At 44.6% G+C, this 16,779-nt stretch carries 10 protein-coding genes; 4 read left to right on the top strand and 6 right to left on the bottom strand.

Features of this window, described 5'->3' with window-relative positions:
* Window positions 1-22 precede the first annotated feature (22 nt).
* A complete protein-coding gene (locus ACFFJH_RS03745; protein ID WP_390210152.1) occupies window positions 23-1,111 on the top strand; it encodes an OmpA family protein in 1,089 nt (362 codons plus the stop codon).
* Between the two features lie 295 nt (window positions 1,112-1,406).
* On the opposite strand, the gene ACFFJH_RS03740 is transcribed toward ACFFJH_RS03745, so the two are convergent.
* Together ACFFJH_RS03740 and ACFFJH_RS03735 are read right to left on the bottom strand one after the other, a co-directional pair.
* On the bottom strand, window positions 1,407-2,171 hold the full coding sequence (locus tag ACFFJH_RS03740; protein ID WP_390210150.1) for an SDR family oxidoreductase: 765 nt from the start codon (window positions 2,169-2,171) through the stop codon (window positions 1,407-1,409).
* A 148-nt stretch (window positions 2,172-2,319) separates the two neighbouring features.
* The gene (locus ACFFJH_RS03735) at window positions 2,320-2,829 is read right to left on the bottom strand and encodes a MarR family winged helix-turn-helix transcriptional regulator (RefSeq protein ID WP_390210149.1); all 510 of its coding nucleotides are present in this window, start codon (window positions 2,827-2,829) and stop codon (window positions 2,320-2,322) included.
* A gap of 159 nt (window positions 2,830-2,988) precedes the next feature.
* Between ACFFJH_RS03735 and ACFFJH_RS03730 the strand changes: the two genes are divergently transcribed.
* The gene (locus tag ACFFJH_RS03730; protein WP_390210148.1) at window positions 2,989-4,383 is read left to right on the top strand and encodes an amino acid permease; all 1,395 of its coding nucleotides are present in this window, start codon (window positions 2,989-2,991) and stop codon (window positions 4,381-4,383) included.
* A 39-nt stretch (window positions 4,384-4,422) separates the two neighbouring features.
* Here the strand turns inward: ACFFJH_RS03730 and ACFFJH_RS03725 are convergent, their stop codons facing one another.
* The 3 genes from ACFFJH_RS03725 to ACFFJH_RS03715 all read right to left on the bottom strand — a co-directional run bounded on the left by ACFFJH_RS03725 (window position 4,423) and on the right by ACFFJH_RS03715 (window position 7,903).
* Window positions 4,423-5,472 carry an oxidoreductase gene (locus ACFFJH_RS03725; RefSeq protein WP_390210146.1) on the bottom strand — a complete coding sequence of 350 codons (1,050 nt, stop codon included), beginning with the start codon at window positions 5,470-5,472 and terminating at the stop codon, window positions 4,423-4,425.
* Between the two features lie 183 nt (window positions 5,473-5,655).
* On the bottom strand, window positions 5,656-6,927 hold the full coding sequence (locus ACFFJH_RS03720; RefSeq protein ID WP_390210143.1) for an MFS transporter: 1,272 nt from the start codon (window positions 6,925-6,927) through the stop codon (window positions 5,656-5,658).
* Between the two features lie 214 nt (window positions 6,928-7,141).
* The gene (locus ACFFJH_RS03715; RefSeq protein ID WP_390210142.1) at window positions 7,142-7,903 is read right to left on the bottom strand and encodes a helix-turn-helix domain-containing protein; all 762 of its coding nucleotides are present in this window, start codon (window positions 7,901-7,903) and stop codon (window positions 7,142-7,144) included.
* 275 nt (window positions 7,904-8,178) lie between these two features.
* Here ACFFJH_RS03715 and ACFFJH_RS03710 point away from each other — a divergent pair, with 275 nt between their 5' ends.
* Together ACFFJH_RS03710 and ACFFJH_RS03705 are read left to right on the top strand one after the other, a co-directional pair.
* Window positions 8,179-9,957: an ATP-binding response regulator gene (locus ACFFJH_RS03710; protein ID WP_390210141.1), complete on the top strand. Its 1,779-nt coding sequence runs from the start codon at window positions 8,179-8,181 to the stop codon at window positions 9,955-9,957.
* Window positions 9,947-16,054, top strand: a complete 6,108-nt coding sequence (locus ACFFJH_RS03705; protein WP_390210140.1) for an alkaline phosphatase D family protein — start codon at window positions 9,947-9,949, stop codon at window positions 16,052-16,054. The genes ACFFJH_RS03710 and ACFFJH_RS03705 overlap by 11 nt, the downstream gene beginning before the upstream one ends.
* Window positions 16,055-16,076: 22 nt before the next feature.
* Here the strand turns inward: ACFFJH_RS03705 and ACFFJH_RS03700 are convergent, their stop codons facing one another.
* Entirely contained in the window at window positions 16,077-16,724 is a 648-nt protein-coding gene (locus tag ACFFJH_RS03700) for a response regulator (RefSeq protein WP_390210139.1), read from the bottom strand.
* Between the last annotated feature and the right edge of the window lie 55 nt (window positions 16,725-16,779).

Genomic DNA, 16,779 nt, shown 5'->3' with positions numbered 1-16,779 from the left:
ATTTAGGTAAGAAAAATTAATCATGAAAAAAATCGCTTTATCTATCGCCCTAACCGGTGGTGTCATCGGCGTTGCTATGAGTGCGGCCGTCTTTGCACAAAGCAACACAAATAATGCAAGCGCTGCCAACAAAGTCGAAGTCAATCCATCTTGGTACATCGCACCAAGCATTAACTCCTTAAGTCCAGATCGTGATTTTGGCGTGAACAAAGATGGTCAAGGCTTGGGTCTGCGGTTTGGTAAAGCCTTGAGCGAAGATTGGGATATTCAATTGGGTGGCACAACGGCCAGTACTAAAAAAGGCTTAGCACATTACAAGCAACAGACTTTAGGTGCCGATGCTTTGTACATGTTTTCTCGTAGCGCGTTTCGTCCTTTCTTATTGGTCGGTGCAGGTTTCGAGCGTGATAAAGCCAGTTTGGGTGCTTTGGAAAAAAGTAGAACTTCTCCCTTCATCGGTGCGGGTTTGGGTTTTCAAGCTGACATCACTGAACAATTAGCCTTCCAAGCAGATGTACGTCGTTTGCAAGGTCAATTGCGTGGAAATGATTTTGGATTTAGTAAAGCGCACAATACTTATATCTCTATAGGTTTGAACTACGCTTTCGATAAGATTGCAAAGCCGACACCCGTGTTCACTCCAGCACCGGCACCAGCTCCTGTTGTTGCCGAGCCAGCGCCTGTTGCACCACCTGCTCCAGCACCAGCGCCTGCACCAAAATTTGAAAAAATCACTTTGTCGGCTACTGAGTTATTCGCATTTGATCGCGCAGAATTGAAAGCGCCACAAGCGAAATTAGATGAGATGGCCGCCTTGCTAAAATCTGCACCACAAATCAGTAATATCACCATCAATGGTTACACCGATCGTTTAGGTTCAGATAAATACAATCTGGCTTTATCCGCTAAACGTGCGAATGCGGTAAAAGCGTATTTGGTGAGCCAAGGCGTCGCTGCTGAACGCTTAACGGCGGTCGGTAAAGGCGAAGCAAATCCAGTCGCAGAATGTAAGCCAGCCAAAGGATTGAAACGTGCTGCATTGATCCAATGTTTAGAACCTAACCGTCGCGTTGAAGTCGAGCAAGTCAGCGTGGAACGTCGGGTGAATTAATCTCTCTTAAGCTGTACCAAGTTAGACCTAAGTTATTCCTAAGTTATTCCTTATGGCACCTCATTTTGAGGTGCCATTTTCTCGTTTTGCGTACTGAAGCAGCATAAGCAAGGATGACATTTCTGAATGGCGATTTTCGGATCCTAGCGCTTAGACAGTTTGTACGGTGTTCGCTAGTCGTGGGCTGGGAGTTGTTAATTATCGATAGTGAATAGCGATATTCACAAACAGACCACGAAATTTGTGGCACGCTTAGCCGTTATACCGATTATCCGTGCCGTTTGGTAGCTTTTGACTAAGCTCGAAGTATAGAGATGCCGCCATCCACCAACAGTGCATTCCCCGTCATGAAAGACGATGCATCTGAGGCCAAATATAAGACGGATAGTGCGATCTCCTCCGGCGTCGCGATACGTTTGAGGGCATGCAGATTGCTAATGTGCGCTAAGGCTTCGGGTGAATTGGCGATTTGCTGCCCCATAGGTGTATCAGTTCCGCCCGGAAGCAAGGCATTCACACGTATGGCCTGTGCGCCATATTCCACCGCTAGTGCTTGCGTTAAACCTATCAAGCCTGCCTTACTTGCCGCATACGCTGCGAGTCCTGAAAAGCCTACGGTATAACCCACAAAAGTGGAGGTGAAAATGATAGAGCCAGCACCCCGTTTTAACATTGCTGGGATTTGATGTTTTGCGGCATAGAAAGCACTGCTAAGATTCACGTCCAATGTGTCATGCCATCCGCTTGCGGTGATCTCAGGTGTTGAACCCATGGCACCTAAACTACCTGCATTATTAAAAGCAATGTCCAATCCGCCAAAATGCCTTAGGGCAGTGTCGACCATGGTTTGCGCGAAGGATTCATGTGTGGCGTCACCCGCTACCCATGCGGCGCGGCCTCCTTTTTGCTCGATTTCTTGTACTAATTGTTGTAGTTCGAGTTCACGACGAGCACCAACGACAACCGAGGCGCCTTTGCTGGCTAGAAGTAGCGCGCTGGCGCGACCAATACCTGAACTTGCACCTGTGACGATAGCTACTTTATTAATGAGAGAATTCATAAGTAAATGTCCGATCTCTAGTTGAGGAAAAGAGCGCGCAGTTTGCGCGTTGCCTCTTTTCTTGTCTGGCTGAATTCGGACGTTTAATTATGAATGACAGTGTCGGAGCGGAGATCGTAGAACGGAAGGGCTGCTGCGGTTACTCGATTTAGCGCATAGCATCAATTAGGGTCTGCAACTGTTTAATTTGTGCTTGATCTAATCCTCGTGTCGCATTGGTAGCACCGATGTCGAAGCTGGCTAGCGCATCTTGAAATAAGGCGATACCTGCGTCCGATAGCTTGACTAGGCTGACTCGTGCATCGCGTGGATTGACTTCTTTTTCTACCAGATTAATCTTTTCCATCGGCAGTAAGAGACGCGTCACACCGGATGCTGTTAAGCCTACCGACTCCGCCAAGTCGATACGGCGCATGCTGTAATTGGGCGCATTATTTAGATGGTGCATGACAGTGAATTCAGTAAAGCTAATACCATGCACGCTTAATTGTTGATCGACTTTTTTGAGCATCTGAGTCTGTAAGACGTTGAGTGAGATGATTAATTGCATGGCGGCAGAGTTATTGGCCATTTGTTTTCCTTTGTTGTATTGGGTTTGATGAATAAATGTAGGCGTAAATACAGACATAAGCGCTGGCGTTGGTGCGAACATAGGCATGGGTATCACAGCACTAAGCTTGAATTGTAGTTGATTAATACTTGATTGGTCAAATATAAATCAACTATTCCCCATATTTAAATCCCGAGCGTTCTATAATGCGCCACCGGATTTCTATAAAAAATCGGCGATATGATGCCGATGCACGATGGAGTAACTATGCAGAACAAAAATAATGACAGTAGTTTTGATCACATCGTGGCACGCGAGCAAGGTTTGCAGCGCAGTTTAAGTAGCAAACAAATGTCGATGCTGGCGATAGGTGGCGCTATCGGTACTGGTTTATTTCTGGGTAGTGGTTTTGCGATCAGTTTCGCCGGCCCCGGTGTTCTGGTGAGCTACGCGATAGGTGCGGTGATCGCTTTACTCCTGATTGCTTGTTTAGCAGAAATGACGGTAGCGCATCCTACGTCGGGATCATTTGGCGCTTTTGCCGAACATTACATTAATCCCTGGGCAGGTTTTGTTGTACGTTACTCGTATTGGGCGGCGAATGTATTGGTCATCGGTACCGAGGTGACGGCGATCGCTTTGTATATGCAGTATTGGCTACCTGATTCGCCGGCATGGTTATGGATTAGCATTTTTTCCGCGTGTTTGATATTTGCGAATGCCTTAAGTGTGCATGTGTTTGGCACCATAGAGTACTGGTTTTCCACCATCAAAATTATCGCGATTATCGTGTTCATTGTGCTGGGCTCATGGTTGGTATTTTTTGCGCCAGAACGGTCTGCGCAAGCCAGCATAGGTTTTGCCAATTACCTGCAACATGGTGGCTTTTTTCCCAAAGGATTAAGCGGTACTTGGTTGGCTGTGATCGTTGCCCTGTTTAGTTATCTAAGTATAGAAATGATCGCGGTCGCAGCGGGTGAGGCCAAAGATCCCGAGCACGCCATTACGCGCGCTTTTCGTTCCGCATTGGTGCGTCTAGTCGTGTTTTATCTACTGACTTTGATTTTGGTATTGGCTATCGTACCTTGGACGCAGGCAGGGCAGGGTAAGAGTCCATTTGTCACCGCGATGGAAGCGGCACATATTCCTGGTGCGGCAGGGGTGATTAATTTTGTGATTTTGATTGCCGCTCTATCGGCAATGAATAGCCAACTGTATACCGCGACACGCATGATGTTTAGTTTATCGCGCGCAGGCTTTGCGCCCGCGGTATTGGGTAAGTTGAATCGCCAAGGTGTGCCTATGCAGGCCTTGTTCTTGTCCTGTTTGGGCATTGCTGTGGCTGGTGTCTTAAGTGTTTTGTACCCAAAATCGTCTTTTGTACTAATGATGGCGATCTGCATGTTCGGTGCGATGTTTGCTTGGTTCATGATCTTCGTCACGTATTGGATGTTTCGCAGATACTGGGATAAACATAATAAGCCTAAACTGCCATTTCGTATGTGGGGCTTTCCGTGGCTGACTTTGTTAGGTGCAGGTCTAATGTTGGCCTTGATGATTAGCACAGCGTTCACCGAAGAATTTAAAATGACGCTGTTCACGGGTTTGCCATTTTTGGTGGTGCTCAGTGTCTTGTATTTTGTTTGGTATCGTAAGCGTTGAAATTCAATCTTGATTTGGCTATCTGCGAGGTCGTCGAGCTCATAATTTCACCAGACGGCCTTCACTAGCGCTGAGTATGCCCGCATCCAATAATTGCATGACTTGTAAAGCCTCAGTCGCCGGAACCGGATTGGGCGCACCGTGCAAAATCGCATCACGAATCGCTGCGTAATAACGCGTATAGTCGCCGCGCTCATTCGGCACTTGGGAATGCTGCATCCACGTACCACGCATCACATCGAGTCTACCCATGGTTTTGTCGATACCCCAATCTTCATCGCCCGGACGCAGGCCTGCTTTGAGCACGTCTTCTTGCGGATCGATACCCTCTTTCGTGTAGCTGCCTTGGGTACCATGAATGATAAAGCGCGGCCCTTCGTGTGCCACCAACATACTGGCATGCAGAATGACGCGCAATGTGCCATAAGCAAGTGTGGCATGAAACCAATCGTCAGTTTGTGCTCCATCGCGTTGTAAGGCTCGATCTAGATAAATGGTTTGCGGCATTCCAAATAAGCAGATGGCCTGATCCAGAAGATGGGAGCCCAAGTCATACCATAAACCACTACCGAGCCCGGCGCCTTCGCGCCAACGTTGCCTAACCTCAGGACGAAAGCGATCAAAGTGCGATTCAAAATGGGTGATACGTCCTAGTTGACCTGATGCCAATAATTTTTGTACCGTCAAAAAATCCGCGACCCAACGTCGGTTATGAAACACCGATAATAATTTTTGTGCGGTCTTGGCACGCGCAATCAAATCGAGTGCTTCTGCTGTGTTGAGGGTAAAGGGCTTATCCACCACGACGTGCTTGCCTGCGGATAAAGATTTGGCCGCTAAAGCATGATGTGTATCATTAGGCGTAGGGATCACGATCAGATCAATATCAGCGCGTGCGATTAATTCCTCTGGCGTGCTACAGACTTGAAGATGCGGCCAGTCAGCATGAACTTTCGCGGCGTTACTACTGGAGATAGCGACCAATTCCAAGCTGGGCACCGCATCAATCAATGGCGCATGAAACGTAGCTGTGGCATAACCATAGCCGAGGATGCCGACTCGAATGATGGACTTTGGTGTGGATGACATGGGCGAACTCTGGTTGATCTATGTAAATAATTGCGAATGATACCTTGCTTGCGTAAGCGTTAAGGCCCCGAGCTAAGCGTAAGCTGTCAAGCCATTGCTATAAGAATGGTGGCAATTTTAGCGCAGTCTAATTCGTATCCATATTCGCCTCGCATGATCATCTTCTAAGTTCACCGTGAAAAGCTAATTGGGAGTGCCGACCACCGCGGCATTCCTCTGAATATTCAAATACATACGGCGCACCAGATAGATGCACATCATAAATATCCCAACCACTACATATCCGAGGATATCAAAGTGCTGTAAAGGGCTGCTACTAGTCGGTTGGAAAACGATCATGCCAGCGATGATAGATCCGATACCGCCCGCAATTTGTTGTAGTGATGAAGAAATACTCATGTAAGCACCTCGATCTTCTTGTTTCGGCACCATGGTGTTTAATGCCATTACGGGTGACATCCTACTCATGATCGCTGCGAATAACAGCATATTAATGGTGATCACTAGCCATAGCGGTGACACCGGTAAATGCGTGTAAACCATCACCATGAGAGCTGCTGCACAGGAGCCAAAAGCAAAGAGTCGAAAGCGGTCTAGTTTATCGCTGAGTCTGCCTACGATGGGCATCACGATGAGCGAAGATATACCTGTACACAAAAAGACTAAAGGCAAATGCTCATACGAGACGTGCACATTGTTGATTAAAAATACCGAACTAAATGGCATCAGTATGAAACCACCGACCGCTAAAAACATGATGGCGAGAAATCCGGTTTGGTATTGTTTTTGATTGACGGTATGCCACAAATGGACAAAGGGATTTTTATCGATTTGTTTTTGTAAATGCGCATTGATAGGTTTAAATAGAAACACAATCCCGATCAACATCAATACCGACAAGATCACAATAAAAATAAAGGTGCTGTTCCAACCTAATTTATTGCTGATAAAAATGCCTAAGGGTATGCCGAGGATTTGACTCACCGCAAATCCCATTTGTACGCCACTCATCGCGCGACCGCGTAGCTGCGGCGCAAATAGATCTGCGATGATGGTAAAAATAGCTGAGCTAGTGACACCTGCAAAAATACCTGTGATGATTCTGGATGCAAGAATTTCTACATAGGTGGTCGACAGGCCGCACAGCAAAGTGCCGATGATGAAGCCAGTGAAAAAGACTAGTAGAACTTTTTTCCTATCGTATTTATCGACAAAACCGGCAACGGCGATACCAGAGACCGCCGCACTAAATGCATAAGACGATACGACAAATCCAAATTGTTCGGTACTGATACTCAAGGTCTTCATTAAGATATCGCCAATCGGTGCGATGATCATAAAGTCGAAAATAATCGTGAACTGGATAAAGGCCAAGCTCAACATGACAATTTTTTGGTAAGTGGTGAAACGGTCGCTAATTTGTTTGCTTTCTTGTTTGTTTTCTTCTTTTTTCATTGAATATCCTATTTTAAAAACGCAAGCCCGTAATACTCATATCGCTTTTGTTTTGTCACTAAAAGTAATTCATGGCTACGACAACGGGTAAAAACCTTGTTTGTCAGCGTTCGTCAACTTCTGACAGCGAACGATCTATGGTGTGAGTGGTGGCTGATGTTTAGCGGATGTGAGAGGGATCGCGATACATTCAACCAGTTAGATTAGTTTACAGTTATTTACGTTCCGACAATTGTACAAATCGGTCATCTGCATTTCTAAATAATTCTTTGGGTGTGTGACCGGAATATTTTTTGACGGTTTTAATGAAATGCGATTGATCAGAAAACTCATTTTCTGGAAAAAGCTTGCCTTCCTTGATGTGTTCGAAGCTAGATCGGAATTTCAAGATGGTGCAATAGGTTTTGAGAGACAGACCAAACCATTCATTGAAATAGCGATTGATTTGGCGGCTACTCCAATCGGCGATCTCAGCAATTTGTTTGACACTTGCTGCACCATTGGTGGCATAAATCAGGTCGAACATCTTCAATTTTCTGGTATCGAATTTCTCTTCCTCACGCTGCGTCTTAATCAGCGCAATCAGTTTGTCAGAAATCTTCTGGCAAAAATGAGGAAAACTGTCTAGATCCTTTTTTGAAATCCCCCAAAAGTCATCAGACAAGCGTGCCCGACTATTGAGTATAGGGGCAATACTGCTGTGTAGCAGATACTCAATTGCGGTCAACTTGAGACTAACGGCAAACATGACAGAGTGCGCAGGAATATTGGTATGGAAAGTTTCATGCTCTAAACCAGCCAAACTGACATGAAAAGGTGTGCTGTCCGAGTAGCGGAAATGAATATCTACTCTGCCATCGGGCATCACGACAATATCTTTGCTCTGCTCAGTCGTATTTACCACCATCCAATAACTTTCGACAAATGGCGCTAAGTGAGCGTCAGGGCTGGTGACTTGGTACTCGATCTGGGACATAAATGTTTAAGTATGCGGGTGACTAAGTAATTAATTATGTAAGAGCAAAGTGTTTTCGTTTTGCGTTGTTTGGAATTAAAACCAGAACATGTAAATCAATATCCATCATATACGAAACCGTTTAGTCGCCATTGCTTCTTCTAAAACTAAGGAAATGGTGGCGAAAACAACAGATAATTTTTTATATTTCCTATTCAAATTATTTTATTGACAAATTTATCTAACTCATAGAATCTCTCGGACATAGCTTGAATTTGAAAAATAAGGAGCGCTATATGCATCCCTTGAATGACGTTCCAAGTGAAACTGAGCTATTTGATGGCTTGTGGAATGCCGTTTCAAGAGACTTTAAATGGGTCGCATTGCCGGTCTTAGTGACCAACCTCTTTATATTTCTACTGGTTTATCGTGATGTTCCCCTATGGGCAAGTTTGGGCTGGTTGTGCCTGGCGTCTACCATACCATTGTGTCGCCCTCTCATCATGCGTTGGATTGCTCAAGGTGGTCAACGTGCGGTTCATGTTCGTTTGCGTATGTTGACTGTAGTCTGCATTTTGCACGGTAGTATCCGATCGCTCTCCATTGCCTTTTTCCCTTTTATTCCCGACCTAAGTAAAGCACTCCTTTCACTCATACAAGTGAGTGTTTGCACGAGCGCCATTGCCACTCTGGCAGGTTATCTCCCGCTAGTCCTAGGTTTTGTTGGTCCTATCTTGGGATCGCTGAGTTTGATGTGGTTTGCCTATCCTGTCAGACATCAGGACAAACAGGAAAATATTGGTTTTTGGATTGGAGGGATGCTTTTACTTTTATTGCTGATGACCGCCATTCAAGCCAAAAACTTCTATGCCAATTTTAAAGAATCTTTCATTTTACGTTTTCAACAGCGAGGCCTAGCCGAGAGCTTAAAGCTGGCGCTCACGCAAGCCGAATCTTCTAATCGCGCTAAGACTAAATTCTTGGCCGCCGCGAGTCATGATTTACGACAACCTTTACACAGTCTCGCCTTATTTGCGATGGCGCTTAAAAGACGACAATTGGATGCGCGTAGCGCTGAAATTAGCGATTGCATTTTGCAATCAACGCAAGCCTTAGCACTACAGATGGATGGTTTGCTCGATATTTCCAAATTGGATGCGGGTGTTATTACTGTTGAACATCAGGTATTTCAATTGAATCAGCTTGTTGAGCGTTTGGTACAGGAATTACGACCTATCGCTGAACAGAAACATCTCAATTTGAAATACTTAGCGGCAGAGGAGTTAATGACTAAAACAGATCCTGTACTGCTAGAAAGGATGCTACGTAATTTGCTAGACAATGCGATTAAATATAGTCATCAAGGCAGCGTTGAATTGAAAATTTGCGCACTTGTCGGACAAATCCTTGTGAGCATACAAGATACGGGTATCGGCATAGCACTACATGAACAAGATCACATTTTTGAAGAGTTCTATCAGCTCGACAATCCTGAGCGTGATCGCACTAAGGGGCTGGGTTTAGGGTTAGCCATTGTAAGACGGATTGCTAATTTACTTGAAATTCCTCTCAGCTTACATTCGCAAGAAAATCGAGGAAGTTGCTTTGAATTGATGCTGCCATTAATTACCTCAGACATTTCATTAAAAATTCATAAGCAGCAAATAGCTACAGCCCTTGATTACCGCATTTTGATTATTGCGATCGTCGACGATGAACCATCCGTGCGTCAAGGTATGAGTGTGTTGTTGACGGAGCTAGGTTGCCAAGTCCACCAAGCCGATAGTAGCGAGGCACTATCTGTCATTTGCCAACACGTAAAACCTGATTTGATACTCGCGGACTTCCGTTTACGGGGAAGTGATAACGGCGTTGTCGCCATCAGCAAAGCTAGGCAAATTTGGCCGCAAACACCTGCAGTTCTAATAAGTGGCGATACTGAAAAGAGCAGTTTGATCGCCGCTGCTGAACTCGGCGTGCCCTTACATCACAAACCAGTTTCCTTTGACATCTTGCAACGAGAGCTTGAACGAGCTGTAAAACATAAATATTCGGGAGTGAATAATGGTAGCTAATAATCAAACGGATAATCAAACGGATCATGATACAGATACACGGGATGCTGATTTTTCACTCTCTGAGGATCTACACGCATTTCTGGCAAAGAGAGAGAAACAGCAGCGACATTTTGATGTGTTGATTATCGGTAGTGGATATGGTGGATCGATAGCTGCATCAGAGTTATCCAGCACCAAAGATCCAGTCTCAAATATGCCACTGAATATCTGTGTTTTGGAACGTGGAAAGCAATATTTGCCAGGGATGTTCCCATCTAAGATGGCAGAGTTACCCGGCCATATCCGATACTCAGGAAAATCAGATGTCAAACCGCATGGCGCACGTACGGGCTTGTTTGATATACGCATGGGAGACGATGTCGTTACATTACTCGCCAGTGGTTTGGGTGGTGGCTCTTTGATTAATGCGGGTGTTCTGGAAAGACCCGATTCTGCGATTTTTCAGCATGCGCGTTGGCCTTCTGAAGTGCGAAAGCTATTTGGTGCTACAACTACCTTAGCTCATGATCCTGCAAATCCCAGTGCCGATATGCTTTTTGCTGAAACGGCACGCTTATTGGGCCAGCACGATACAGCACTGGACAGTAGGGATAGTCATCGACAATCGGAATTTTTAGAAAAGAATTTGCGTCATCGTGAGCTTGGCAGTGGAGAATTTAGGTACGCAAAAATTATTACCGTCTTAAATAAAGAAGGTTACGTGACTGAAGGAGGAATTAAATTAAGGCCTTGTAATAATTGCGGTGACTGTATGACAGGTTGCAATCACAGCGCCAAAGTGTCGTTGGATACTAGTTTGCTGGCGAAAGCGAAACGTAAAGCACCTGAGCATGTTAGCTTGGTGACTGGTGCAACAGTATTGAGATTTGAACGAGATCAAGATCATTGGATAATTCATGTTCAGCACACAGATGCGTCCGCGCGTTTGCATCAAGGACCGGCCTATCAAATTACTGCGAACAAATTGATACTCGCTGCAGGCTCTTTGGGAAGTACTGAACTATTATTGCGTTCCCAATCTTCTAAGCTGCAATTTTCGTCGCGTCTTGGACAACAGTTTTCAACAAACGGTGATAATGTACTCGCGGTCTACGATTTGCCAGATGAAGTGAATGCGGTTGCGAACGAAGGAGATCCGCCGGAGCAACGAGAAATTGGACCGACAATTACCGGTATTATCGATACGAATTTTAGCGAGACCAGTGATCCGCAAGGGCGATTTTTAGCTGAGGAGTTTTCTATACCCGGGCCATTACGTCGCGTCTTTGAAGAAATATTTACCACAGCGAATATCGTGCATGGTTTATCGACACTTGATTTGACTGATCATCATCAAGGGAATAGCACCGATCTCGATCCCTGCGCGGTGAATCCCACTCAAATCAAACACAGTTCCCTCATAGGTGTGAACGGCCATGATAGTGCAGACGGTCTACTCACGCTAAAAAATCACGATAAAACTAATGAAACACTAGGTGATGGCTTGATTCAAGTGGTGTGGCCTCACTTAAAGAAAGCCGGTAACTTCGAATCTCAGATTTCAAAGATGCAGAAATTGTTTAATGCAATGCCGGAGAAAAAACGCGGTAAGGCAAAACTGATACCGAATCCATTATGGCGGCCATTGCCAGACAATTTGAAACCGCTACTGGACGGAAATAACGAACCCGGCCCGTTATTGACCGTTCATCCTATAGGCGGTTGCCCTATGGGTGAGAATATCGAATCTGGTGTCGTTGATGCTTATGGTCGAGTTTACGATGCACATCAATCGGTCGCTAAACAAGCCTCTTGGTTCGGCTCTCTGTTAGTTTTAGATGCCGCAATTATTCCCACTTCTATCGGTGTCAATCCAACATTGAGCATCGCGACGCTAACGCGTTGGGCGATAGTGCATTTGCGAGATCGAGTTTGGCATTTGCAGCAAGGCGAGAACAGCCCGCTAGCAACTATTAAACTTCCGGTATTTCGTACGCCCATCTATCAGAAACCAGTGGAAACTAAAGTAGAGCTGATTGAGCGTTTAACGGGGACATTGCCAATGCCGAATAGCAATCCAAATGAAAAGTTTAGGATTGAGTTGACCTTAAAGTTTGAGCCAGTTGCACTTTCCTATTTATCCAGTAATTTACAGAGAGTTATTAAATTCGAATCCGGTACTAATACCAAAACTAATACTTCGACTTGTACACTGCGCGAATATAGGAACGAAACAGCATGGCGTAACGCCTATGACCAAGATGTGTCAAGCCAGGCTTTGAACCAGGTAAACGAGTGCAGCACGTTCAATATTGAGCGTGGCTACATTCAGATTCTGAATAGACCGGATGAATCTAGCGATACGAGTGATCGTATCAAACGAACGCTTTGGCCTTGGTGGCGCAATCGCGGTAAGCGGGACATTTGGCAATGGCTAGACGCTAAGACTAGCCATAGTACTTTCATGAAAAAAATAATGTTGGCATATGTCGAATTTTGTGTGCTGGTATTACATAAGAAGTCAGCGGACGTAGATCGGGAGGTAATGCAAAAAAATATGAGTAGGTTAGTCGCGTTGTTCGATCGATTCTTAGGAAAAAAAACATCCAATATAGGAGATGCATTTTCAAATCGAATCAGCTTGTTTCTGGCGGCGGCTTCGCATGCGGGAGAGCAGCGCGTTATTCATTACACATTATATTTAGAAAATGGCGAACTGATAGAAGGCAAAAAAGTCCTTTCTTATGATATTGCCGCGAATCCTCTGCTACAACTTAATGAATTGCAATTGACCTCGTATCGAGGGAGAAAAATCCCTGAACGCAAGAAGCCAAAAGAGAAAGTAGATGAGCCTATGCTATTTGGAAATAGCTATGGATTTTTTTTACTAACACTTCTTATCTGGGCGGTACAAGGTCTTTTTCATAAGCTAGTTAATTGGGTTCGATATTTCTTTTTTGAGAAAGTATCTTCAGAAAAAATATCGGATGCCCTACCTGACGGTGTCCTTGCACTCGATACTCGTTATTTGACACGTAAACATTTGCCCTTGATAAGGATTGTTAGCGAAAAAAATGTGTCCTATCCAACTCAGCCAGATGCCATCGTCGATCTGGTGTCGTTTGGGTTATACATGACTCGTTTAATGGCTCAGATTCATTTATGGACTTTCCGGAAGCCCGACGATTTTCCGCTAACTCCATCCACACCTAAAGATCATCGTTTACCTGGCCTACTAGAAGGCTTAGCATCACCAGAAATAGTAGAGTTAGAGGTAGCGCCGCCGTTAGCAAATGGAGTTCCTGTCAAAATTAGATTGACTCGCTATCGCAGCAAGCAGCCTTCAATCAACAATAGCGCCAAGTCAAAATCGAATCCGATTTTGATGATTCATGGCTACAGTGCCAGCGGAACGACCTTCGCACATCCAGCCATACCTTTAGATTTAACGCGTTATTTATTGCAACAACATGTAGAACGCGATATATGGATATTAGATATGCGAAGCAGTTGCGGTATGCCGACTGCCACTCACAGCTGGACCATGGAAGAGATCGGTTGTAATGATATTCCAGTCGCTGTAGCGCATATCGTATCGGTTACAGGGCGCAAAGTTGACGTGGTCGCACACTGTGTGGGCTGCGCGATGTTTAGTATGGCAGTCCTCATTCGACCTCAAGCAGGTGATGATCATTCTGAAGCACGTTTAGCATTACCCAACTCTATTAACAGCGCGGTTTTGTCGCAATATGGACCGGTCGTGGCGGTGACGCCCGATAATAATTTGCGGTCATTTGTCATGAATTATGTACGCTTGTACCTAGATAATACGGCGTATCAGTTTAAATCTACCCCGGAAGATAATTTGGCCTTGCTGGATCGATTGCTGGCAAGCCTTCCTTATCCAAGCCATGAATTTATGATTGAAAACCCGATTGATACTCAAGACGAAGAACGATTTGAGGAAATAAGACCTTGGACTTCGATTCGTCATCGTATGGATCTTCTGTATGGACGCACTTTCAATTTAGAGAACATGGATTTGCGGACACTTAATCAGATAGATGATTTTTTTGGCCCTATGAATTTGGACACGTTGGCGCAAATGACACAGTTCTCACGTTATCGTCGAGTGACGAATCGCCAGGGACAGAATGCTCTCAATCTTCCCGAGTCCATGCCGCAATATTGGTTGTTTCCAACATTAAGCTTGCATAGCGAGAAAAATGGCATGATTGATTTTTCAACCAAGAAGTTGATGGAGAATCTTTTTCAAGGATTCAATCATATTGGCTATGAATCGTTTGTCTGTGAGGGCTTGGGGCATCAGGATACTTTCATTGGTACTAAGGAAGCTACCGAGTCCGGGTTCAATAAAATTTCCAATTTTTTGGATGCAGTGCAAAGCGGCGTATATATCCCAGAACGCAAAAAACCTAAGCAAGTTAGGACACAAATACGCGTAGAGATTCCATTCATGGGGCCCTTTATTAAAGCGAGTGCAATGCCCATGACCAATTTTCAAAATCAACATTTGGAATTTTGTGTTGCAGCTTCACCAGCAAAACCTTTACCTAAGCGGCTGGTGGTTTTGTGCGGGAAAAATGCTGACAGCGACGTATGGTCAGGCAATATAAATCGTGCCTTAATATTACTCGATCTTGAATTGGATGCTGCAGCCATCGTGGACGGTTGGATACATGGAAGCATTCCCCTAGCAAGCCTTCCGAAAGATGGAGAATGGAGGCCTGAGAGAGCGAATGTTTTATTAGCATACAAGTCGGAAATTTTTATTGAGAGTGATGGAGTGGAAGCTGCCGAACTAGATGACGACGAAGAGTGCGCTGAGGCTTATATGAGGCTCGCTAGCGAACTATATAAAAACAATGATCCTAGAGAGTTCGAAAAAAGCGCAATCGCCTTAAACCCAGTCAATAGTGACGCATTTGCTTTAGCGAGCTGTCAATATTCGAAAGGTGTTTTGGATGAATTGCCTGCTTCGACCTCGATTCGACGTTTGGCTAAGCGGTTTAATACAAATACAAATGCAAATGCCAATGCAAAAGACGATCGCGTAAAACCTTCTTTCTTACTTCTCTTGGGCGATCAAATATACATTGATGAAACGGCAGGTGTATTTAATCCCGATACTCAGGAGGATTTGGATCAACGTAAGTATGAAATGCAGTATCACGAGAGTATAGGACTTCGTACTGTGCTCCAGAATATTCCTTGTTGGCGTATGTTAGATGATCATGAGATTGAGGATAACTGGGAACCAAGTTTTCAAGGCGGTACGAACAATGACTCCCGAGTGCATGAAAGTAAGCAACGACAAGAATTAGGAATTAAAAAATATTGGCGCAATCAAAGAATGACAGGACCACAAGCATTTCCTGGCAATCTAAGTGCTCTGTATTTCACTTTGAAGCAGAAATTAAATGGCGAATATTTTGATTTCTTCGTGTGTGATACCCGAACCGAACGTGCTTGTCGTTATGATTTTCATGGACCAATACAATCTGAAATTTTCAAGAATGCTCAGCAGAATGCATTGTTCACTTGGTTACTGGAGCAAAAAAATAGCGATAAGCCTAAATTCATCTGTTCACCTGCGATATTTTTACCGCGCTTAAAAAGTTCATCTGCTGGTCATGCTAATCCTTGGCTATCGGATGCCTGGGATGGTTTTCCTAGATCAATGGCGTCTTTGCTTAAATTTATTTTGGATGAGCAAATAAAAAATGTCGTGTTTTTATCGGGCGATGCGCATCTTTGTTGCACTTTGGAAGCGACAATTAGTAAACCAATATTGGAAGATAAAAAATCAACCAATATGCCGAAGGCAATAAGGATCTTATCGATTCACAGCTCTGGTTTATATTCACCGTATCCATTTGCCAATGCGCAATGGGAAGAGTTCGCCGATAGTGAAATTTTCTATTTTGAGGTTAACGGTGAAAATTATCGTTGCGAACTTGTGGCTCAACAGTCGCAAACGCAAGGAGATGGTTTTGCGATGATCGCACCAATAAAGGACACTGAAAATCAGTGGAACATCAACATCGAATTTGACCTCTCAGGAGGACGATCAACTAGTACGCTGACTTTCTAAATTCATTCGTTCTAAATTCATTCTATTCGTCAATGGATAGTGGCACCAAACCCAGACGCGCTGCGGCATAAACCGCCTCAGTGCGGTTGCGCACGCCGAGTGCAATAAAAGCAGCCGACAAATGAGCCTTGACCGTGCTATCTGACAAATAGAGTTCACGTGCTATGGTTTTGTTGGGTTTGCCTTGTATGGCTTTTAGTAAGACATTGAATTGTTTGGGTGACATCTGATCGAGTAAGTTAGGCTTTTTTACTTCGATGGTACTTGTCACGTGGTCGTCCATCAGTGCAGCTTTAGGAATATAAGTGCCGCCGGCAAGTATCAATTGTAAAGCGGCAGTCAATACTTCAGAGGTTGATGATTTTGGGATAAAACCAAGCGCCCCTGCCTCTATCGTTTGGCGAATCGTTGATGGGCTCTCTTCTCCAGAAATTATCACAATGGGCGACTCAGGAAAGCGCTCACGCATCATTTGCAACGCAGGTAAGCCCGAAAGCTCAGGCAGATTCCAGTCCAAAAGAATCAAATCAAAATGGGTATCGGTGGTTGATTTCTCAATCAACTCGTAAGACTTCGCTTCAACACATTCCATATCATCACTCAATTCCGACAATAGAAAGCGCATGCCTTTCATAAAGAGCACATGGTCATCCACCAATAAAATTCGCATGTCAGAGCTCCCTTATCACTTTAATGTATGTATTTCTAACATCATACACGCCGAC

This window comes from Affinundibacterium danionis (genome assembly GCF_042432465.1).
Taxonomy (GTDB): Bacteria; Pseudomonadota; Gammaproteobacteria; order Burkholderiales; family Burkholderiaceae_D; genus Undibacterium; species Undibacterium danionis.
The sequence above is the reverse complement of the archived record's forward strand: the minus strand, read 5'-3'. Positions and strand labels throughout refer to the sequence as shown.

Excerpts from the sequence above, each read along its gene's own strand:
- ACFFJH_RS03745 (WP_390210152.1), top strand. The coding sequence starts at position 23 with ATGAAAAAAATCGCTTTATCTATCGCCCTAACCGGTGGTGTCATCGGC.
- ACFFJH_RS03740 (WP_390210150.1), bottom strand. The coding sequence starts at position 2,171 with ATGAATTCTCTCATTAATAAAGTAGCTATCGTCACAGGTGCAAGTTCA.
- ACFFJH_RS03735 (WP_390210149.1), bottom strand. The coding sequence starts at position 2,829 with ATGCCTATGTTCGCACCAACGCCAGCGCTTATGTCTGTATTTACGCCT.
- ACFFJH_RS03730 (WP_390210148.1), top strand. The coding sequence starts at position 2,989 with ATGCAGAACAAAAATAATGACAGTAGTTTTGATCACATCGTGGCACGC.
- ACFFJH_RS03725 (WP_390210146.1), bottom strand. The coding sequence starts at position 5,472 with ATGTCATCCACACCAAAGTCCATCATTCGAGTCGGCATCCTCGGCTAT.
- ACFFJH_RS03720 (WP_390210143.1), bottom strand. The coding sequence starts at position 6,927 with ATGAAAAAAGAAGAAAACAAACAAGAAAGCAAACAAATTAGCGACCGT.
- ACFFJH_RS03715 (WP_390210142.1), bottom strand. The coding sequence starts at position 7,903 with ATGTCCCAGATCGAGTACCAAGTCACCAGCCCTGACGCTCACTTAGCG.
- ACFFJH_RS03710 (WP_390210141.1), top strand. The coding sequence starts at position 8,179 with ATGCATCCCTTGAATGACGTTCCAAGTGAAACTGAGCTATTTGATGGC.
- ACFFJH_RS03705 (WP_390210140.1), top strand. The coding sequence starts at position 9,947 with ATGGTAGCTAATAATCAAACGGATAATCAAACGGATCATGATACAGAT.
- ACFFJH_RS03700 (WP_390210139.1), bottom strand. The coding sequence starts at position 16,724 with ATGCGAATTTTATTGGTGGATGACCATGTGCTCTTTATGAAAGGCATG.